Genomic DNA, 19,083 nt, shown 5'->3' with positions numbered 1-19,083 from the left:
TCTTTACCAGTCTTGCTGATCTGCTATTAATAACATTTGTATTAATATCTTTGTCCCATAAACTAGTGATTCTTGATTAAATCGCATGGAAGGGTGATGCAACCCTGGTGAGAGACCACATCCAAGTCCAATCATAGTGGAAGATAAACCAGGATGATTAATGGAATAAAAATGAAAGTCTTCCGCTCCAGGAGAGATACATTCTGATGCCACATTCTCCTCTCCAAGAACCGAACAAATGGCTTTACGGGCAAGCTCCATTGCCAGGGGGTCCTTAACAGCCGCTGGTAGATATTCCTCTACTTGACAGGTGATGACGGTTTCCGTTTCCTGTTGTATACCTGAAATCACCTTTTCTGCTTTTTCCAATAATACAGCCATGATGTCATTCGATTCAGCTCTTAAATCAAAGGTGAAATGAGCATTTTCCGGAATGGAGTTGGATGATTCGCCTCCGTGCAGTTCTGTGATCTTTATGGAATAATGATTTATGACATCCAGCCTGATCCGCTTGACCTCTTGAATCAATAAAGATGCTGCCTCTAGGGGATTGTTCCCTTGTTCCGGCCTTGCTGCATGTGCAGGTATTCCTTTAATGGTGCCCTTTAGCGTTGCAGTAGAGCTATGAACGATAACAGGAGCCGCCATCTCATAGGGGACCTCCATTTCAGGTCGAAGATGAATCCCCCCAAGAAACTTTACATCATCCAATACATTCTCTTCTATCATTTTCAGTGCCCCCGCTGCCTTTTCTTCAGCAGGTTGAAAGATGAAGCGAACCGTATGCTTCAGAGGTTTCTTCGCTAGAGCAAGCGCTGTATACAATACCATCGTACTATGGGCATCATGGCCACAAGAGTGATTCGGTTTAACCACTCCATCCTCTTCTTGAAGCAATGCATCCATATCCGCACGAAGAGCAATTACCTCTGACTGCTCACCCTTTAATTCTGCAATAAATCCGTAATGCCCTTCATACGTTTTAACAGAAAAGCCAGCCTCGTAAAGTTTTGTTCTTAAATAGCTGGATGTCTTTTCTTCCATCCAGCTCGGTTCTGCCAGTCGATGCAGCTCCTGATAGGTTTTTATAATTTCATCATGATGTTCATCTACAAAGTTCACTGTGTTTCTTCCTCCTATCAAAAAATCATATGTGCAATCACTACGACAATAGGTAGAGTAATGCACGTCCGGATTAAAAAGATCAAAATCAAATCTACGATACTGACAGGCAGCTTCGAACCGAGAAGCAATCCACCCATTTCAGACATATAGATTAATTGTGTAACAGATACACATGCAATGACAAAACGGGTAAGTTCACTTTCAATTCCACTACCGATGACAGCAGGAAGGAACATATCGGCGAACCCGACGACCATTGTCTGGGCCGCTTCACTTGCTTCAGGAACCTGCATGATGGAGAGGATTGGTTCGAAAGGTTTCCCGAGATAGGTGAAAAAAGGTGTATACTCTGCTATGACCAATGCTACTGTCCCTATCGCCATAACGATCGGTAAGACACCAAGCCACATATCCAATACGTTCTGAACGCCTTCTTTCACGACAGAAGCAGGACCATTATTCTTTTTAGCCTTCGTTACAGCTTGGTGAAAGCCCCATTTAACAACGGAAAAATCAGATGGAATCCCTGTTTCGTTCTTTAACTCAGTTCTTTCATAACCAGTATTCGGTTTTCTTGATAATGGTGGTATCCGTGGCATGATTAATGCCGCTACAAGACCGGCAAAGATGATCGTTGCGTAATAGTGAAGGAAATATTGCTCTAAGTTCAAGTAAGAAATGACCACAATCGTAAACGTTATGGAAACAACCGAGAAAGTAGTGGCAATCACAGCCGCTTCACGTTTGGTGTAATACCCTTCTTCATATTGCTTGGTCGTCAGAAGAACACCTATTGTGCCGTCTCCAACCCATGATGCCAGGCAGTCGAGTGAAGAACGGCCCGGTAATGTAAATACAGGTCTCATCACTTTCAACAACAAGGCCCCAAAGAACTCTAATAATCCGAAGTTAAGAAGGAGCGGAAGCAGTAGACCTGCCAGTAGAAAAGTAGAAAATAGGATAGGAATCAGATCATAGATTAAGAGTCCACCCGTATTTTCTGAGAAGACCATCCCAGGTCCTAATTGATAAATCGTCATCACAGCAAACAGCGTGCCAAGGACACGTGCAGCAAGCCAAAACGGACGAATGATTAAAAGAGTGCTCAAATATCGACTTTTTGTAATAAAGGCTGGTTTGATCGTTATCGCTATAAGTGACCCTATGACAGAGAGCGCCATAATCAGTACTGTCATTGCAGGGATAACTTCACCTAAATACCCATTAATTTGACCGGCTAAATAAGCGACGGGAATTGTTATGCCATCTTCTGTTGTAATCGGTACAATAAATAATAGGATTCCAATTAATGATGGAATCAGGAATTTCCATATGTCACTGGTAGTGAATGCTTTCGCTTCTATTTTTTCATTCGTTTGTGATACTCCGTTCATAAATTCTCCACCCCTCTGATTTATTCAATAAATAACCCCTGATTTGTATATAATTGCTCTAGCTTCCTTTGCCGAATACTTATGTTGTCTTGATCTCGATGTTGAAAACCTATTAAAATGATTTCAATTAAACTAACGACAGATGCAATTGAATGATGTCCCGAATTCATCCCTTCTTCGGTTGTAAGTGTAAGGTCAGAAATCTGTCCGAGGGGTGATAATTGTCTATTGGTGATCGCAATGACATAAGAACCTTGTTTTTTTGCCTCCTCCACAAGCTCAATGGATTCTGTGCGGAACCGGGGAAAAGAAAACATAACCACAGTAGAACGCTGGTCCAAATCACATATATCTTCAGGGGAAAATCCTGCTGGACTAGAGAGGAATACGTTTGCCCTGTATTGTTTTAACGTATAATACATCCAATAAGCCGCACCATAAGAACTCCCAAATCCACCAATATAAACTCGCTCTGATTGTATTAATCGATCAATGGTTTTCCATATTTCTTTCACATCTAACTGACTCATTAGCTGCTCGAGTATGGATTTTTCTTTCTCAACAACCTTACTGAATACACTCTCCTCACCACCATCAGTTGAGGATGAAGGAAATGATTCATTTTCATTCACCTTCTTCTTCTCTAACCAATCCCTCCGCACCACTTCCTGCATTTCAGAATATCCTTTAAAGCCTAACGCATAGCCTAATCGAATCACAGTTGTTTCACTTACACCAGCTTTCCTCCCCATTTGAAAAGCCGTGAGTATCGCTGCTTCACCTTGTTGCTGAAGAATCAACTCAGCCACTTTTTTTTGTCCGGCAGATAAAGAAGAATAGTTTTCTTTAATAATTCTTGAAATTGATTTTTGAACCATGCCTACTCCTTTCTGTAAACTGAAGGAAATCCTTCGTTTTTTATAGTATAGTGTATTATATACTTCATATTCAATGAGAAATTTTATAATTCTGATATTTCCAAGAAAAAAGAATGCAGTCGATGCGAACCGCCTTCTTTGATTTCACAACCTAAAAATGACGTCCGATATAAAATATCAGCCGCCATTTTATTTTTATGGAAAACAACTCAATGATTCTCTGTTGATTAAACTTAGTTACTTTCTTGTGATCCTTTATATTGCTTTGGTTTCTCGATAGGCTCTTTGCTTGGTTCTTTCACTGGTTCTTTTGTTGGCTCTTTTGTTGGCTCTTTTGTTGGTTCTTTGCTTGGTTCTTTCGCTGGTTCTTTACTTGGTTCTTCAAATTTTACAGGACCTTCTTTTTCAGGTTTTTGTTCTTCTCCCAGGTCTTCTTCCTTTTCTAGGCCTTCGCCTGTTCCTTGACCTTCACCTGCTCCTTGACCTTCACCTTCGCCTGCTCCTTGGCCTTCACCTGCTCCTTGGCCTTCACCTGCTCCTTGACCTTCACCTGCTCCTTGGCCTTCACCTGCTCCTTGACCTGCTCCTTGACCTTCACCTGCTCCTTGACCTGCTCCTTGACCTTCCCCTGCTCCTTGGCCTTCGCCTGCTCCTTGGCCTTCACCTGCTCCTTGGCCTTCACCTGCTCCTTGGCCTTCACCTGCTCCTTGGCCTTCGCCTGCTCCTTGGCCTTCACCTGCTCCTTGACCTTCGTTTTTACCACCTGATGGTGATGGGAACTTCAGTTTTGAGTAAGTATAGGTAATTGATTCAAACGTTTTATTATCCACTGCACCTGTAACTGGGAGTCCATGTTTTTTCTGAAAATACTTCACTCCTTGAACAGTGGTGCCATCATACTTCCCATGAATTTTACCTGCGTAGCTCCCTATGGACTTAAGCATTCCCTGAATGACGTAAACATCAGGTCCTTTTGCATCTTTTCCAACAGCATTACTGACTGAAGACATGGAAAGGAGCAATATAATGGCCAGAACAAAAGTACCAAACCCTTTAATGATTTTATCCCCCATGCTGCTTTTTTCTTTGTAAGATCTTTTGGTTAAATCCTTTTTCATTTCAGTACACCATCCTTATGTTTAGAGTTATAGTTACAAGTCTTACTATCCCCAAAACATCTCGTCTCATGACTCGAATTGCGAACAATTTTTTAAATTATTTCTACCCGACATTTATGTACTTTTGAAAAAAATACATACTAGCCTATATAAAATTTAAGGTAAATTCCCTATCACCCTTTTTTTAAAAAGGAGGTGAACAGAGAAAAAAACACTTGAAAAAATTCAAATGTTTTTTGTCCGATACTTTCCACATAATGTATTTATATCAATATTATCCTTGCAAACCGGACTGAAAGACAGTTGGACAATCCGTACGGGTAGGTTGATAAAAGCAATGACTTTTGAATCTGCCTGAATTTTCTTGATTATACCATTTACTTGGACAATTCCCCGCGGGCTTGAAAAACCACATACTAAAACTTGCTGGATGTAGCCGTCGACCATTGATTACTTTTCTAGCCATGTCGAGTTCGTTACTTCTTGCCCTTTGATAAAAGTATCCTTTTTGCGTTGCTTCGAACCCTCCAGGGCTTTGGTAAACCATTTGTTTAATGCTTCTGATATTCTTAAAATCCAAACAATCACCTAATACACGATTTACACCTACGTTCCCGACCATCATCATCCCTTGATTTCCTTCACCCTCAGCTTCTGCTCTCATTAACCTGGCAAGTAGTTTAACTTCTTCTTCGTTATGCTTTATTAACGGCACTATATCACCCTCCCCCATATCCTCATTTCAATATATGGGTAGTCGGACTGTCCTATACTCAGTGCCTAATTACCATTATCAGAAAATGTAAAGAAGGTCCCGCGAAAGGACCTTCGTTTTATAGTGAATTTTCTTTCCGTAAAATATTATCTCTAAGTAAAAACTTTTGAATCTTACCACTTGCATTCCGAGGAAGTTCTTCTACGAAAATATATTCACGGGGCCGTTTATAATCAGCCAACAAATCTCCATTTTTCAAAAAGAGATCGAGATCTTGCGAAGATAATGCAGATTTTTGGACACAACAACGGCAATCACCTGTTCTCCCCATTTTTCATGAGGCTGACCGAGAACGGCTACATCTACAATATCGTCATGGGCGTGGAGTGCATCCTCCACCTCACGGGGATACACATTTTCTCCTCCTGATATCACCATATCATCCACCCGGTCAGCGACGTATAGATACCCATCCTCATCCATATAACCTAAATCACTTGAGTGATACCAGCCTTTATACAATGCTCTTTCCGTTGCTTCTTTTCGATTGAAGTATTCAAGCATTGTACAGGAACCGCGAACAATGATTTCCCCGACTTCACCAGGCATACAAAGATCATCCGGTTCAGAAGGACCGTTTTCATTCGGTTTGACTACACGTATTTCATGATTATAGGCAGCCCTACCTGCGGAGCCTGTCTTGGTTAACTGCTCATCCTGAAGGAGGAAGGTAACCGCCGGCCCCATCTCAGTCTGACCATAGGCTTGTATCAAGTCAATCTTCATTTTCTCATGGAGAGCCCTCACGAGGACTGGTGCCATCGGGGCAGCTCCGTATAGACCAATCCGTAAAGAAGAAGTATCATAATCATCCACCCCGTGTTGCAGAAGCATATTCCACATTGTTGGCGCGGCAAAAAAAGAACTGACCTTTTCCCGCTCAATCACTTCCAATACGATTTGAGGTTGAAACTGATGAACGATAATATTTTTCGCTCCCGCTTGAACGCGGGGAAGAAAGCAGCAATGAAGCTCCGCACAATGAAACATGGGGGCTGTAACAAGTCCTATATCATTTGGTGTCAACCCCATTACAGATGTACAAATCAAGCTTTGCTCAGCCATATCCCTATGCCTGTGAAGAACACCCTTTGGCCTCCCAGTAGTCCCGCTCGTATACATAATCGCATATGGGTCTGTTTCTTCTACAGGGATGTCTATTAAGTCATTCGAGCATGGATTCACAACATCTTTATAGCTTTGAGCAAAGGTAGGGGCATCTACTCCAACATACCAAAAAAGGGTCTGTGGAAAGTCTTGTGAAATCTGCTCGATCGGTAGGGTGAGGGCTTCTTCAAAAATCACCACCTTTGGTTCGGCATCTTCTAAAATGTAGTGTATTTCTTGAGACTTTAACCGGAAATTAATCGGGTTGATCACCGCACCAATCTTTCCACAAGCAAAGTACACAGTTGCTAACTCCAGCGTATTAAATAAATACGTCGAAACCCGATCTCCCTTTTTCACACCTGCCTTCAGCAACGCATTGGCTGCACGATGAACTTCATCCTGCCACTGTGCAAATGTTAACCTGGTTCCTGTTTTCTCTTCTACAATCGCCTCCTTGTTCCGAAATTTTTCTACCGTTTGATCAAATATCGATCCTGTCGTTGCGTACATATTTCTCCTCCTTTTAATTAAGGTATATCCCAATCACTGCAACATTCCCTAATCAATAATGTTCGAGACAGTTGGACGTATACCCTTCTTTAATATCTGATAATTCAGAAATATATTCACAAAGAAAAACGCCACCTTTAAATAGTGAAAAGGTAACGTTCTTTTAGCAAAATGATTACGAAGCTTTCTGCTCATTCAACACAACATTAAGCTTGCGTTTAGAAAACACGTTAAAAAACATATTCAGTGCAATGGCCGTTATACTTCCGGCAACAATCCCGTTATCCGTCAAGATCCGGATGCTGGATGGCATTTGCGCAAATAATTCCGGAACAGCGGTTACTCCCAATCCCATCCCGACTGAACAGGCGATAATCAATAGGTTTTCCTGGGATGCAAAATTTACATGGCTAAGCATTTTAATCCCATATGCTACGACCATCCCGAACATGGCCACCATCGCCCCGCCTAAAACTGATGCAGGAATCACCGTCGTTAATGCACCAATCTTGGGTACCAACCCTAGGATCACGAGAAATGCTCCTGTTGCATAAATCACACTGTTGCGCTTCACGCCCGAAAGCTGGATCAACCCTACGTTTTGTGAATAAGCGGTGTAAGGGAATGCATTGAATAATCCTCCCAGTACGATTGCCAGCCCTTCAGCACGATAGCCCCTTGATAAATCCTCTTCTGAAACCTCTTTATCGCTTATATCAGCGAGAGCAAAATAAACACCTGTTGATTCCACTAAACTCACCATCGCTACTAGGATCATGGTTAGAATGGCTGTTATTTCAAACGTCGGCATTCCAAAGTAGAAAGGTTTGGCCATATGAAACCAGGAGGCATCTCCAACCGCACTAAAATCTACTTTGCCTAAAACAAATGCAACGGCTGTCCCTGCCATCAATCCCAGTAAAATGGAGACAGAACGAACAAAACCGGTAAAGAATTTATAGAGGATTAAAATAAAAAATAACGTACCAAAAGCAAGAGACAAATTTTCCAATGAACCGAAATCAGCACTCCCTTGTCCCCCTGCCATATTGTTCATGGCTACTGGAATCAAGGTAATCCCTATGATTGTTACTACAGAGCCGGTGACTACAGGTGGGAAGAAACGAACCAGTTTTCCAAAGTACTTACTGATTAGAACGACGAATAAACCTGAAACAAGAATCGAACCGTAGATCGCTGAAATACCATACTGGCCACCAATCGCGATCATTGGCCCTACTGCCGTGAACGTACATCCTAGTACGACCGGAAGTCCTATCCCAAAGAAACGATTCTTCCATACTTGCAATAAGGTGGCGATCCCACACATGAAGATATCAATGGATACCAGATAAGTGAGCTGCTCTCCCGTTAATCCTAATGCTCCTCCTACAATCAGCGGAACGATGACCGCTCCCGCATACATAGCGAGAACATGTTGAATCCCGAGTGACGCCAGTTTAATAGGCTGATTTTTCATTATACCCGCGCCTCCTCTTGCTTGAATGTCACTTTCCCATTTTCAAGGGATTGGATTTCCGCTAATGATTCAACTCTGTATCCTGTTTCACGGACGAGTTTGCCTCCGTCTTGGAAGGACTTTTCAATAACGATCCCGATCCCGGCAACATATGCGCCTGCTTGCTTAACTAAATCGATTAATCCCAGGGCCGCTTGTCCATTTGCTAAGAAATCGTCAACCAATAGGACGCGATCATTTTCTCCTATGTATTTACTGGAAATCGAGATCGTGTTTTCTTCCTGCTTCGTGTATGAGTACACCTTCGATGTAATAACCCCTTCTGAAAGGGTCAACGATTTACGCTTACGTGCAAATACAAGTGGAACATTCAATTGAAGAGCAGCCATCACGCCAGGAGCAATCCCGGACGACTCAATGGTCAACACCTTCGTAATTCCCATATCTTTGAAACGACGTGCAAATTCTTTCCCGATTTCCATCATCAATTCAGGGTCCACTTGATGATTCAGGAATGAATCTACCTTTAATACAGTATCTGAAAGGACGACACCTTCATCTGCAATTTTATTTTTTAATAAATTCATATCCAAAACGCTCCTTTACTGTAATAAAACCTGGAAGTCTACAAAAAAACCCAAAGGCTATTGTTCTCTGGATAGAGTGAGACAATGACCTTCGGGTTAGGTAAAGAGCGTCCGAATTGACGGACAATCCATTGCTCACTCATAGTCGAATCATTTACGGTAATCCGGTAGAAACTCGCGAGCCATATCCCCGCTATTATATGAGTGAAAACGAATATTGATTTGATATTGGATAGTATAACGGGAACTTGACAGTTTGTAAAGGTGCATTTCTTAACAATATGTGCATTTATTATAAAAACGTTCGTATAATGAGTGAACGGGCATAAAGTTTTATCCACTTTACACCCGTTCAGAAAGTTCCTTTAATAGTTTCCTTTTCTCCCCATCAGATAAGTCTGATGCCTTGATTTCTTTTCTCTTTGTGGCAAGGAAATCAAGCTTTTCTATATAGGAATCATCAAATGGTTGGAAGATTTGATTGGTAAGCTTTTTAGCTAAGAATGGACTTGCTCCGCCGGTTGAAACGGCAATCGTTAATTTCCCTTTCTGCCTATAGGAGACCATCTGCATATTTCCGCAATCCCCGTCATCCACCACGCATAAAAGTTGGTTTTCCTCAGAGTGTATTTTCACCTGTTCATTCACCCATCGTTCATTCGTGGCAGCGATGACGATAAAAGCATCTCGTAAATCATCTCGTTCCACTTCTCTTTTGATCCATAGAATCCTTTTTTCTTCATGTAATGCTTGAATTCCATCAACAGCTTCAGGACTGATGACTTTTATCATCGCTCCTTGCTCTAGAAATACAAAGAGCTTCCGATAGGCCACTTTTCCTCCGCCTACAATCGTAACTTGTTTTCCATTTACATCAATCATGACTGGCAGCATAGGATTCTCCTTTAACGCTGAGGGTTTCATTCACACGGTCCAGGAATGCTTCTTCCACAAGGGGGTCATACCCTAGATAATCACCCAGAATAATATGCGCATTTTCCGTTTGGCTGATCTCCCTCTCAATTCCTTTCATGAGTAAACCGGTAAACAGCAAGTAGGGAATGAAAATGACGTTTCCATTTGTATTTTTTATAGATTCCAATGTGTCCGAAAAGCTTGGTGAGGCTGCTGTTAAGTAACAGGTCCTTACATCTGCTAACTTAGTCTTGGCTTGCACAAGTTCAGCAAGGGCTCCTAAATCCTTTGTAACATCGGGGTCTGAACTTCCTCTCCCAATCAATACGGCAACCGTCGAAGAGTCAATTGAAACAGCATCGCGTATTTTCCCTATAACACTCTCAGCCATTTTATCGTGAACCCCAATGGGCTTTCCATACGTTACCGTAATCCAGGGATAGGCTTCTTGACAGTTTTGAATTTCATCTGGAATGTCTTTTTTTGCATGAACCGCAGTCAATAGGAGAAGGGGAACGACGGAAACATGTGAAGCTCCTTTTTCCACACATGCTTTAAAACCTTCTTCAATGGAAGGTGATGCAAGTTCAAGAAAGCTTATTTCCTGAATTTCCGCTTCCACTTGGTTCTGGCACCTTTTAATAAAATCTATGGCTTCTTCACGTGCTTTCGTAATACGACTTCCATGGCACACGTATAAGATCGCGCGTTTCATTCAAAGTGCCTCGCTCATGATCGATTTCTTTTCAAGGGTTTCTTCAAACCATTGAATCTTCTCCCGGAAACGGACCACTTCACCGACGATGATCATGCTTGGATTCTCAATCTTTTCTTCTTTCACTATATCGTTTATTGTTTCCAGCGTCCCTGTCACGGTTCTTTGCACTTCTGTTGTTCCCCAGTGGACGAGTGCCACAGGAGTATCCTTGCACTTCCCATAATGGATGAGCTTTTCTTTAATGTAAGGGAGATTCCCCACCCCCATATATATGGCCAGGGTATCGATTCCTTTGGCCAGACTCTCCCATTTTTCATCTTCTTGTTGATTGTTTTGTTTATGCCCGGTGACAAAGGCGACACTTGAACTGGATTCCCGGTGTGTAACGGGAATCCCTGCATAGGCAGCCGCTGCTATACCTGAAGTAATACCGGGGACGATCTCGAAGGGGATTCCTTTCTTGGCAAGTGCTTCTGCTTCTTCGCCTCCCCTTCCAAATACGAAAGGGTCACCTCCTTTTAATCTCACGACTACCTTTCCGCTAGAAGCATAACGCACGAGAAAATGATTGATTGTTTCTTGTTTCATCGTATGATAGTTTGGCAGTTTCCCGCAGTATATCAAATCGGCACCTTTTTTCGCATGGGTGAGAAGCTCTTTATTCACCAGACGGTCATATAATATGACGTCTGCTTTTTGTATTGATTTCAATGCTTTTAGTGTGATTAATTCAGGATCTCCAGGACCCGCTCCCACCAGGTAAACTTTCCCCATCCATTATTCCTCCTTAAGATTTGATGATTGTCTCCTGTTCATGTAGTACAAACCCTGCACCACTTCCCCGGATTCTACGCTTCTCGTAAAGAGAGATGTCTACCACATCAGGCTTTTTCAAAAAATACTTCTCAAGTTCTATTTCTACTAGATCAAAGGCCAACTCATCTGATTCAGCCGCAACTACGACAATCGTGACAAAAACGCGAGTAGTGACTTCAAATCGATACAAATTCATCCCCTGTGCCTCCTTAAGCTTCCTGAAGTAATTGATCTAACGATTCTTGAAGGGGAGCGGTACCAACCCGGTTAATATAGTCAAAAAAGGCCTCTCCCGGTTCTTTTGTTTGTTTAAAATGAAGGAGCAATTGCTTGACCACCCCTGTCAAATTGCCGGCCTCCACTTTCCCTTTTAATTTTTCATTCAGTTTTCCACCGTCCTGAAGAGTTCCTCCTACGTATATTTCAAATGCTTCGATCATCTTCTTATCTTTCGTTCTCATTTTAATTCCTTGAAGCCCGATATCTGCGATTTGTCGTTGACCGCATGAATTCGGGCATCCGACCATGTGGATTCTGACAGGGACATCCAATGAAAGTTCCTGATCCAATTGATTGGCGATTTGTCTCATCCGTTCCTTCGTTTCCACTAAAGCGAGATTACAATATTCGATTCCCGTGCATGATACGGAATATCCGATGAAGGATAGGGGACTTGTTGAAATGCGATCAAAGATTTTCTCAGAAAGCAAAGCATCAACGTGCTCATCTGGTATATTGGGAATGATGAGATTTTGAGAGTTACAGTTTCTCAGTTCTCCATTACCGTATTTCTTGGAAATCTTCGCAAGCTCATATACTTCATCAGAATTTAAGCGCCCAACCGGTACATTCAGCCCCACATAATTAAGTCCCTCCTGTTTCTGTGGATGTACTCCGTAGAAATATCCCGCATTCCAACCTTCCACGGCATCCACTCCCGCAGGTAAAAGCTCAACATACTGTAATAGCGTTTCCTTGAATTTCTCTGGACCCCAATCGGCCATTAAGAATTTCAACCGGGCCATATGTCTTTTTTCCCGATAACCGAAGTCGCGAAAAATCGTGGTGACGGCTATCGCAACTTCCTTCACTTGGTGAGGAAGGATGAAAACATCCAACTCCTGGGCGAGGAATGGTCTGGCGGCCAATCCTCCACCGATCTTCAAATGGAAGCCGACTTCTTCTTTACCGTCTATCAGCTTTCTTGCCGGAACAAAGGAAACACAATTGATTTCAGCATTCGACGCATTCTTGATATTTGCGGAGATTGCTACTTTATATTTTCGAGGTAAATTTGAAAAATCTTCGTTGTGCTGGAAGAAATCATATACTTCTTTCACAATGCTACTTGTATCGAATAGTTCATCAGGATCGATCCCTGCAAGGGGGTTCCCGACGATATTACGTGTGATATCACCGCATGCACCGGCAGAAGACAAGCCGACCTTTTCCAGACGGTTAAAGATGTCGGGAATCTGTTCAATCTTCAACCAGTGAAATTGGATCGCCTGGCGGGTGGTGATGTCATAGACGTCTCTTCCATACTCTTTACAGATGGCAGCAAGTTCCCGTGCCTGTTCATAAGTCAGGATGCCCGACGGGACGTTCACTCTCATCATGAAATAGCCGTCTTCCTTTGGTCTTTGCAGATACAAACCTGCCCATTTAAACTTATCCCACTCCTCTTTCGGAATCGAAGAGAAGCCGTTTTCCGCATAGTACGGAATATCTTCAAAAATAGATAACCCGTCTTTCTCCAATTTCCATTGTTCCGTTTTGTTCAATTTCTCATTTGACTCCCATGATTTTGAATATGCCATGATTTTCTCCCCTTATATAAGTTGTTTTTGCTTCAGTACAGTCAATAAGTACTCAACGCATTCTTCTGTTGAATGTTTCTCCGTATCCAGTACCACTTCCGGCCTTTCAGGTGCTTCATAAGGAGCACTGATTCCCGTGAAATGAGTGATTTCCTTGCTACGAGCTTTTTTATACAAGCCTTTTGGATCGCGCTTTTCACATTCTTCTAATGAACAATGCACATATACTTCGATAAATTCATCAGTATCCACTAAATTTCGTACGAGAGCACGGTCTTCCCTGTATGGGGAAATAAAGGCCGTTAGCACAATTTGTCCGCTATCGATGAAAAGTTTGGACACCTCTCCAATTCTCCTGATATTCTCCTTTCGATCTTCTTCCTTGAATCCCAAATCATGATTTAATCCATGACGGACATTATCTCCGTCCAGAACATAGACCTGATTTCCCAGTTCGAAAAGGGAGTGAGACAATGCATTGGCGACAGTGGATTTCCCGGAAGCGGATAAGCCCGTGAACCATAAAATAAAGCTTTGATGTCCATTTTTTTTACGTCTCTCCTGTTTCGTTACTGCGGTTTTATGCCATACGATGTTTTCTGTTTTTTCACTCAACCCGGGACCCTCCTTAAGACGTATGTCCAGCTTCTTGTTTTAGACCTTTAATTAACACTTCGATCACTTCAGGGCGACTGAACGTTGAAGGGGGAACTTCCCCGTTACGGAGCATTCCTCTCACTTTTGTCCCTGATAAAATAACGTGATCGCTCTTATCATGAGGACAAGTCTTCGTAGTCGCCATCCCTTCGCATCTCTCACAGTAAAAACTATGCTCGAAGCGGAGAGGGGTAATCCCTATCTCACTTTCACTGAACTGATCAAATATTTTCTGCGCATCATAGGTTCCATAATAATCGCCAACACCTGCATGATCTCTCCCGACGATAAAATGCGTGCATCCATAGTTTTTCCGTACCAGTGCATGAAAGATGGCTTCCCTTGGACCCGCGTACCTCATGGCAGCAGGGAAGACTCCTAAGAAAACACGATCTTTAGGGTAATAGTTCTTTAACAGAACTTCATAACTCTCCATTCTGATGCCCGCGGAGATATCATCCGCCTTTGTTTCACCAACCAATGGATTTAAAAAGAGCGCATCAACGGTTTCCAATGCCGTTTTCTGAATATACTCATGGGCCCTGTGAACAGGATTTCTCGTTTGAAATCCTACAATCGTTTTCCATCCCTTTTCCTTAAAAAGCTTTCTGGTTTCACTCGGGTCAAATGTATACTCGTTGAACCGTTTGGAAAGACGTTTAATGAGACTGATCTTCCCACCTAGGTATACATCTCCACGTTGGAATAATTTCCTGACACCCGGATGATTCTCGTCGATCGTTCCGTATACGAGAAGGGCCTCTTTCTGTTTATCTGGTTCATAAATATCCTCTACTTCAATGAGTCCATATGTTTCACCCTTATAAACAAGGCGGCTCTTTAAGCCCTCCCTTACGTCTCTTGCTTCTTCTTTTGAAATGGGCAGAGTAATCGGGATGCTCCACACATTGCCATTTCGTAATCGTAATGTTTCCACCACATGATGATAATCAACTTCGGTCAAGAATCCATTTATTGGGCTGTATGCACCTATTCCAATGAGTTCCAAATCACTTAACGCGGTTTCGTCTAAAGGAATCTCATGGAGAATTTCCTCATAGGGTTCTTCCGGCAAATATGATTGAACAAGCTTTCCTCCGTGGGGCTGTAAACTCATCATTTATCCTCCTTAACATATTGTTTTAATCGGAATTAAGATTAAATCCCGCCTCCGTCTTCATGAACGGATCGCCTTTCTTCATTGATCACCCGCATGAGGGATAATGCTCCCACAGTAGCGATAATGACGCTTATTGGAACCACGATCGAATACATATCGCTATCGATCACGAGCTTTACCAAAAAATAAGAAATACTGAGTGAAATCAAGGGAGAGACCACCCATATTTTAACGATTTTTTTGACAATTTTCTTTTGCAGCATATGTTTTCCGTTCTTCGCCATCCCGAGGCCTATGATAGAGGACGAAGTAACCTGAGTCAGCGGGATCGGTAATCCATACAGTGAGCTCACCATCACAAGGATCGCTCCTGTAGATGAAATAACAATTCCTTCGGCTTTTGAATATTGTGTAATTTTTTTTCCGTTTGTTTCCACTACTTTTTTCCCCAGTAAGATAGCTCCGAGGGCAACGAATAAACCTCCCAGCCAAATCCCCCGCGATGGAGACATTAAACCTGCACCCACTAATGGACCGACGGCGTTGGCTACATTATTCATCCCTGCCGAAAAGGCTTCAAAGAACCCCGCGATGATCAAAAGGTATGCAAGCCACCTTTTTTCAAAATGGAAACCACGCTTTTCAAGCTTTACTAAACCTATACCGAATACCCATGTCACTCCGAAGGCAATGACCGGGACAATCACCCAAAATGACATGATCGTTAAGAGTGATTTCACATAAAGAACTTGATATGCGACTCCGACTCCTACAACCGCTCCGACCGTTACTTCACTTGTAGACAGCGGGATCCCGATCACATTTGCCAGAAACAAGGAAATGGTGGCGGATAACAAAATGATGACCACGATTTTGATGGAGAGTACATGTTGAGGGATAATCCCTGAACTTATGGTTTTCACTACTTCTCCACCACCTAATACCGCCCCGCTCAGGACACCGACTGCGCAGATCCATAATGCAACCCTGATGTTCTTTATGGCCCCTGCACCATACGCAACACCCATCGATGCTGCCGCTCCACTGGCACCAATGTTCATAGCGAAAAACAAACTTATGATCAGGGCGAATACTTCAATCAAAGAATGTCACCTCTTTTAATGAAGACCGCATTCGGTTTTCCCTTTTCCTTTCCATCTTCCGGAGCGGAGATCATTGATGTCTAAGGCTTTTGTTGTACAATGAAAGCATCCGATACTTGGATACCCTTGATCATGAAGGGGATTATAGGATAGGTTATGTTTATGGACATACCTCCAAATCTCTTTCCAGGTCCAGTGAATTAAAGGACAAATCTTAACCGATTGAAACTTATCATCTTTATTGATGAATTCAACTTGACTCCTTGTAGGTGATTGCTCCCTTCTTAATCCTGAAATCCAGGCATTTCCTTTAGATAATGTTTCTTTTAAAGGATCGAGCTTTCGAATTTGACAGCATTGGTTCGGATTTCGCTCCCACAGCTTATCACCATATGTTTCTGCTTGCTCTTGAAGCGTCAATTCAGGCTTTTTCATATTAATGGTGATACCAGGATACTTCTCCTTCACCTTTTCAATCGTTTCGTAGGTTTCTTTGAAATGAACACCTGTATCAAGAAATACTATGGTTGCTTCAGGTTGTACTTTGGTTAGGAGGTCGATTAATACGATCCCTTCTATCCCAAAACTGCATGCATATACGACACTTTCACCATAATGTTCATACGTCCACTCAAGTACGTTTACCGCTCCTTTATAGACCGGATCAATTTCAAATTGGATAGTTGGTTTTTTCCAAGTTTGATAGGTTAACATGATACACCCCTTTCCCGCTCATCCAAACAAAAAGAGGCGATAACAAGATAATAGGGATTTCCATTATCTGTGTTATGCGCCTCTAGTTTGTCTAGTCAGCTTATTTAATTCGCACTTTCTCGTTTTTCTCCAATTGAATGACTTTACCGTCTTGCACCACGATGGTAATTGATCCGAAACTCATCGTCTTCAACATCGAAGTGATCTTCTCGACTACTACATCATACTGTGCTTCTTGATTATTTTCTTTAGTCACATGATTCCCCCAATTTTCATCTTATCCAGAAAAATCATGAATGAAAAAAACAACCCTCCATTTTGGAAAGTTGTTCAGGTAAGGTTACCTTATCTTCCAAAATGACTTCACATTTTGCTGGAATTAGCACCTTACATAACGTAGGTTGCTGGGCTTCGCGGGGCCAGATCCCTCCACCACTCTGGATAAGAGTTATTAATTTTAATATTCTAAATAATATCACATTCTGCCGGGAAGTCAACCCGAGTTTTTCTATCGGATTTAAGTCTTTTGACTTATTTTTCTTGGAAATCATTCATTCTCTTTATTTCTATTCGCTTTATGAAAGCTATAGGACACTATTTTCACAAGAATAATCAAAATAATTGAAATATCAGTTTACCGTCAATCACTTTCTTCTGGTCCTGATTGACGGCAAAAACGTTAAAATACAAATGATCATTCTGTTTTTCTGATACTTCTGCAATCAATGTAATGACATCGTTCAAAAAAACCATCCCTTTAAAGCGGACGGTATACTCTTTGATAAATCCTTCTTCATAATGATCACTAAATAGCTTGGAGACATTACCCATTGTCCACATGCCATGAGCAATGACTCCTGGAAGACCCAGTTTATGGGCTTCCTCATCGATTGTATGAATGGGGTTATAATCCCCCGATGCACCTGCATATTTGATTAAGTCGATTCTCGAGACTGGCGCTAATTCAACAATGGGAAGCGTTTCACCTATATTAAAGGATGATAGTTTAGTCATTTTCCCAACCTCTCTCTGACCGCTTCAGTGATAATGACAATCGCCTCGGAGGAGAAAATATTGTTCCCTCCTGAATCTTCACCGATCTCTTCGATTACGAGAAAACCCAGTGTTCCTCCCGATCCTTTCCGCTCATAGTAATCTTTTATCTCCGTATAACACTGAATACATTCCCCGACCTTCAGTGGTCTTTCATAGTGAAAAGATTGTTCCCCATGAATCAACCCGACGTTTGGTAAATGAAAACCCTCAATCGTTCCATAGTCAAACACTCTGGGAAAAGTGGGGGGAGCGATATTCCCCCTGTATCTGGACCTTTTTCCTGCTTCTTCATCCACATATATGGGATGTGGATCACCGATGGCTTCAGCAAACTTATGAACCGCTCCTTTTTCCACATAGTTTTCTACGGAAGTTGAGCGTTTACCGATATAAGATTGAAACATATCCTTCACCCCTTTCGCCCATTAGGCTTTCGGCCCTCCAGCTACGTAGAGGATTTGTCCATTAACGAATGACGAGCTTTCATCGGCGAAAAACGCCACTGCATTCGCTATATCTTCCGGCTGTCCGCTTCTTCCTACCGGAATGCCTTGAAGACTCGCTTCCACCAGTTGTTCAAAGGTTATTCCGATCCGTTTCGCCGTTTCCCTGGTCATTTCCGTTTCTATGAACCCGGGGGCTACTGCATTGGTCGTAATACCCAGAGGACCAAGCTCTATAGCCAGAGTTTTCGTCAAGCCTTGAAGACCTGCTTTAGCCGTAGCGTAATTTACCTGTCCCCGGTTACCGAGTGCAGAGGTAGAAGAGATATTAATAATCCGGCCATACCTGTTCTTCACCATATATCCTTGCGCTGCTTTCGCTACGTTAAATGATCCTTTCAAATGCACATCTATGACCGTTTGCCAATCTGTATCAGTCATTTTAAACAGCAGGTTATCTCTGATTACTCCTGCATTGTTGACGACAATATCAACGGAGCCGAAGGTTTCAAAGACTTCGTTTATGGCCTCTTCTACCTCCTGGGATTCTACTACATTCGCAACCTTTGTATATAGTTCATATTCGCTCAATTCCTCACTGACTTCCAAAAGTGCTTTTTCATTCACGTCAAGGATGGCAACCCTTGCCCCTTCTAGAGCAAAAAGCTTGGCAATCGCTTTACCGATCCCCCGGCTCCCGCCTGTTACTAAAGCTACTTTCCCTCTGAATCTTTCACCCATTCA

Annotated in this window: 20 protein-coding genes, 1 pseudogene and 2 riboswitches; all 21 genes and pseudogenes read right to left on the bottom strand. The window is 42.3% G+C overall.

Annotated elements, in window-relative coordinates; genetic code table 11:
- Positions 1–3 precede the first annotated feature (3 nt).
- Positions 4–1,122 carry an amidohydrolase gene (locus ACQKFO_RS04380; protein ID WP_427597082.1) on the bottom strand — a complete coding sequence of 373 codons (1,119 nt, stop codon included), beginning with the start codon at positions 1,120–1,122 and terminating at the stop codon, positions 4–6.
- 17 nt (positions 1,123–1,139) lie between these two features.
- Positions 1,140–2,519: a YjiH family protein gene (locus ACQKFO_RS04375; RefSeq protein ID WP_427597081.1), complete on the bottom strand. Its 1,380-nt coding sequence runs from the start codon at positions 2,517–2,519 to the stop codon at positions 1,140–1,142.
- Between the two features lie 20 nt (positions 2,520–2,539).
- Positions 2,540–3,397: a MurR/RpiR family transcriptional regulator gene (locus ACQKFO_RS04370; RefSeq protein ID WP_427597080.1), complete on the bottom strand. Its 858-nt coding sequence runs from the start codon at positions 3,395–3,397 to the stop codon at positions 2,540–2,542.
- Positions 3,398–3,630: 233 nt separating this feature from the next.
- Positions 3,631–4,515 (bottom strand): peptidoglycan-binding protein, encoded by an 885-nt coding sequence (locus ACQKFO_RS04365; RefSeq protein ID WP_427597079.1) that lies wholly within the window; start codon positions 4,513–4,515, stop codon positions 3,631–3,633.
- 274 nt (positions 4,516–4,789) lie between these two features.
- The gene (locus tag ACQKFO_RS04360) at positions 4,790–5,179 is read right to left on the bottom strand and encodes a cell wall hydrolase (RefSeq protein WP_427597793.1); all 390 of its coding nucleotides are present in this window, start codon (positions 5,177–5,179) and stop codon (positions 4,790–4,792) included.
- Between the two features lie 169 nt (positions 5,180–5,348).
- Positions 5,349–6,910, bottom strand: a pseudogene (locus tag ACQKFO_RS04355) (fatty acid--CoA ligase).
- Positions 6,911–7,085: 175 nt separating this feature from the next.
- Positions 7,086–8,390: a nucleobase:cation symporter-2 family protein gene (locus ACQKFO_RS04350; RefSeq protein ID WP_427597078.1), complete on the bottom strand. Its 1,305-nt coding sequence runs from the start codon at positions 8,388–8,390 to the stop codon at positions 7,086–7,088.
- Positions 8,390–8,977 carry a xanthine phosphoribosyltransferase gene (locus ACQKFO_RS04345; RefSeq protein WP_427597077.1) on the bottom strand — a complete coding sequence of 196 codons (588 nt, stop codon included), beginning with the start codon at positions 8,975–8,977 and terminating at the stop codon, positions 8,390–8,392. The genes ACQKFO_RS04350 and ACQKFO_RS04345 overlap by 1 nt, the downstream gene beginning before the upstream one ends.
- A gap of 122 nt (positions 8,978–9,099) precedes the next feature.
- Positions 9,100–9,201: riboswitch (purine riboswitch) on the bottom strand.
- Between the two features lie 118 nt (positions 9,202–9,319).
- On the bottom strand, positions 9,320–9,871 hold the full coding sequence (locus ACQKFO_RS04340) for an NAD(P)-dependent oxidoreductase (RefSeq protein ID WP_427597076.1): 552 nt from the start codon (positions 9,869–9,871) through the stop codon (positions 9,320–9,322).
- Positions 9,852–10,607 (bottom strand): sirohydrochlorin chelatase, encoded by a 756-nt coding sequence (locus ACQKFO_RS04335; protein WP_427597075.1) that lies wholly within the window; start codon positions 10,605–10,607, stop codon positions 9,852–9,854. Before ACQKFO_RS04335 ends, ACQKFO_RS04340 begins: the two co-directional genes overlap by 20 nt.
- Positions 10,608–11,384, bottom strand: a complete 777-nt coding sequence (gene cobA / locus ACQKFO_RS04330) for a uroporphyrinogen-III C-methyltransferase (RefSeq protein WP_427597074.1) — start codon at positions 11,382–11,384, stop codon at positions 10,608–10,610.
- Between the two features lie 13 nt (positions 11,385–11,397).
- Positions 11,398–11,622, bottom strand: coding sequence for a DUF3906 family protein (locus tag ACQKFO_RS04325; RefSeq protein ID WP_427597073.1), 225 nt, complete (start codon positions 11,620–11,622; stop codon positions 11,398–11,400).
- 13 nt (positions 11,623–11,635) lie between these two features.
- Positions 11,636–13,246 carry a nitrite/sulfite reductase gene (locus ACQKFO_RS04320; RefSeq protein ID WP_427597072.1) on the bottom strand — a complete coding sequence of 537 codons (1,611 nt, stop codon included), beginning with the start codon at positions 13,244–13,246 and terminating at the stop codon, positions 11,636–11,638.
- A gap of 12 nt (positions 13,247–13,258) precedes the next feature.
- Complete coding sequence (cysC, locus tag ACQKFO_RS04315) at positions 13,259–13,861, bottom strand: adenylyl-sulfate kinase (RefSeq protein ID WP_427597071.1); 603 nt, start codon at positions 13,859–13,861, stop codon at positions 13,259–13,261.
- A 13-nt stretch (positions 13,862–13,874) separates the two neighbouring features.
- Entirely contained in the window at positions 13,875–15,020 is a 1,146-nt protein-coding gene (gene sat, locus ACQKFO_RS04310; RefSeq protein ID WP_427597070.1) for a sulfate adenylyltransferase, read from the bottom strand.
- A gap of 41 nt (positions 15,021–15,061) precedes the next feature.
- Complete coding sequence (locus ACQKFO_RS04305; protein ID WP_427597792.1) at positions 15,062–16,123, bottom strand: inorganic phosphate transporter; 1,062 nt, start codon at positions 16,121–16,123, stop codon at positions 15,062–15,064.
- A gap of 18 nt (positions 16,124–16,141) precedes the next feature.
- A complete protein-coding gene (locus ACQKFO_RS04300) occupies positions 16,142–16,840 on the bottom strand; it encodes a phosphoadenylyl-sulfate reductase (protein ID WP_427597069.1) in 699 nt (232 codons plus the stop codon).
- A gap of 100 nt (positions 16,841–16,940) precedes the next feature.
- Positions 16,941–17,096 (bottom strand): YezD family protein, encoded by a 156-nt coding sequence (locus ACQKFO_RS04295; RefSeq protein WP_262372569.1) that lies wholly within the window; start codon positions 17,094–17,096, stop codon positions 16,941–16,943.
- 86 nt (positions 17,097–17,182) lie between these two features.
- Positions 17,183–17,288, bottom strand: a riboswitch (SAM riboswitch).
- Between the two features lie 164 nt (positions 17,289–17,452).
- The gene (locus tag ACQKFO_RS04290) at positions 17,453–17,854 is read right to left on the bottom strand and encodes a MaoC/PaaZ C-terminal domain-containing protein (RefSeq protein ID WP_427597067.1); all 402 of its coding nucleotides are present in this window, start codon (positions 17,852–17,854) and stop codon (positions 17,453–17,455) included.
- Positions 17,851–18,300: a MaoC family dehydratase N-terminal domain-containing protein gene (locus ACQKFO_RS04285; protein WP_427597066.1), complete on the bottom strand. Its 450-nt coding sequence runs from the start codon at positions 18,298–18,300 to the stop codon at positions 17,851–17,853. Before ACQKFO_RS04285 ends, ACQKFO_RS04290 begins: the two co-directional genes overlap by 4 nt.
- A gap of 21 nt (positions 18,301–18,321) precedes the next feature.
- Entirely contained in the window at positions 18,322–19,080 is a 759-nt protein-coding gene (gene fabG / locus ACQKFO_RS04280; RefSeq protein WP_427597065.1) for a 3-oxoacyl-ACP reductase FabG, read from the bottom strand.
- Positions 19,081–19,083: the final 3 nt, after the last annotated feature.

The sequence above is a fragment of the Rossellomorea sp. NPDC071047 genome (assembly GCF_050270195.1).
GTDB lineage: Bacteria > Bacillota > Bacilli > Bacillales > Bacillaceae_B > Rossellomorea.
The sequence above is the reverse complement of the archived record's forward strand: the minus strand, read 5'-3'. Positions and strand labels throughout refer to the sequence as shown.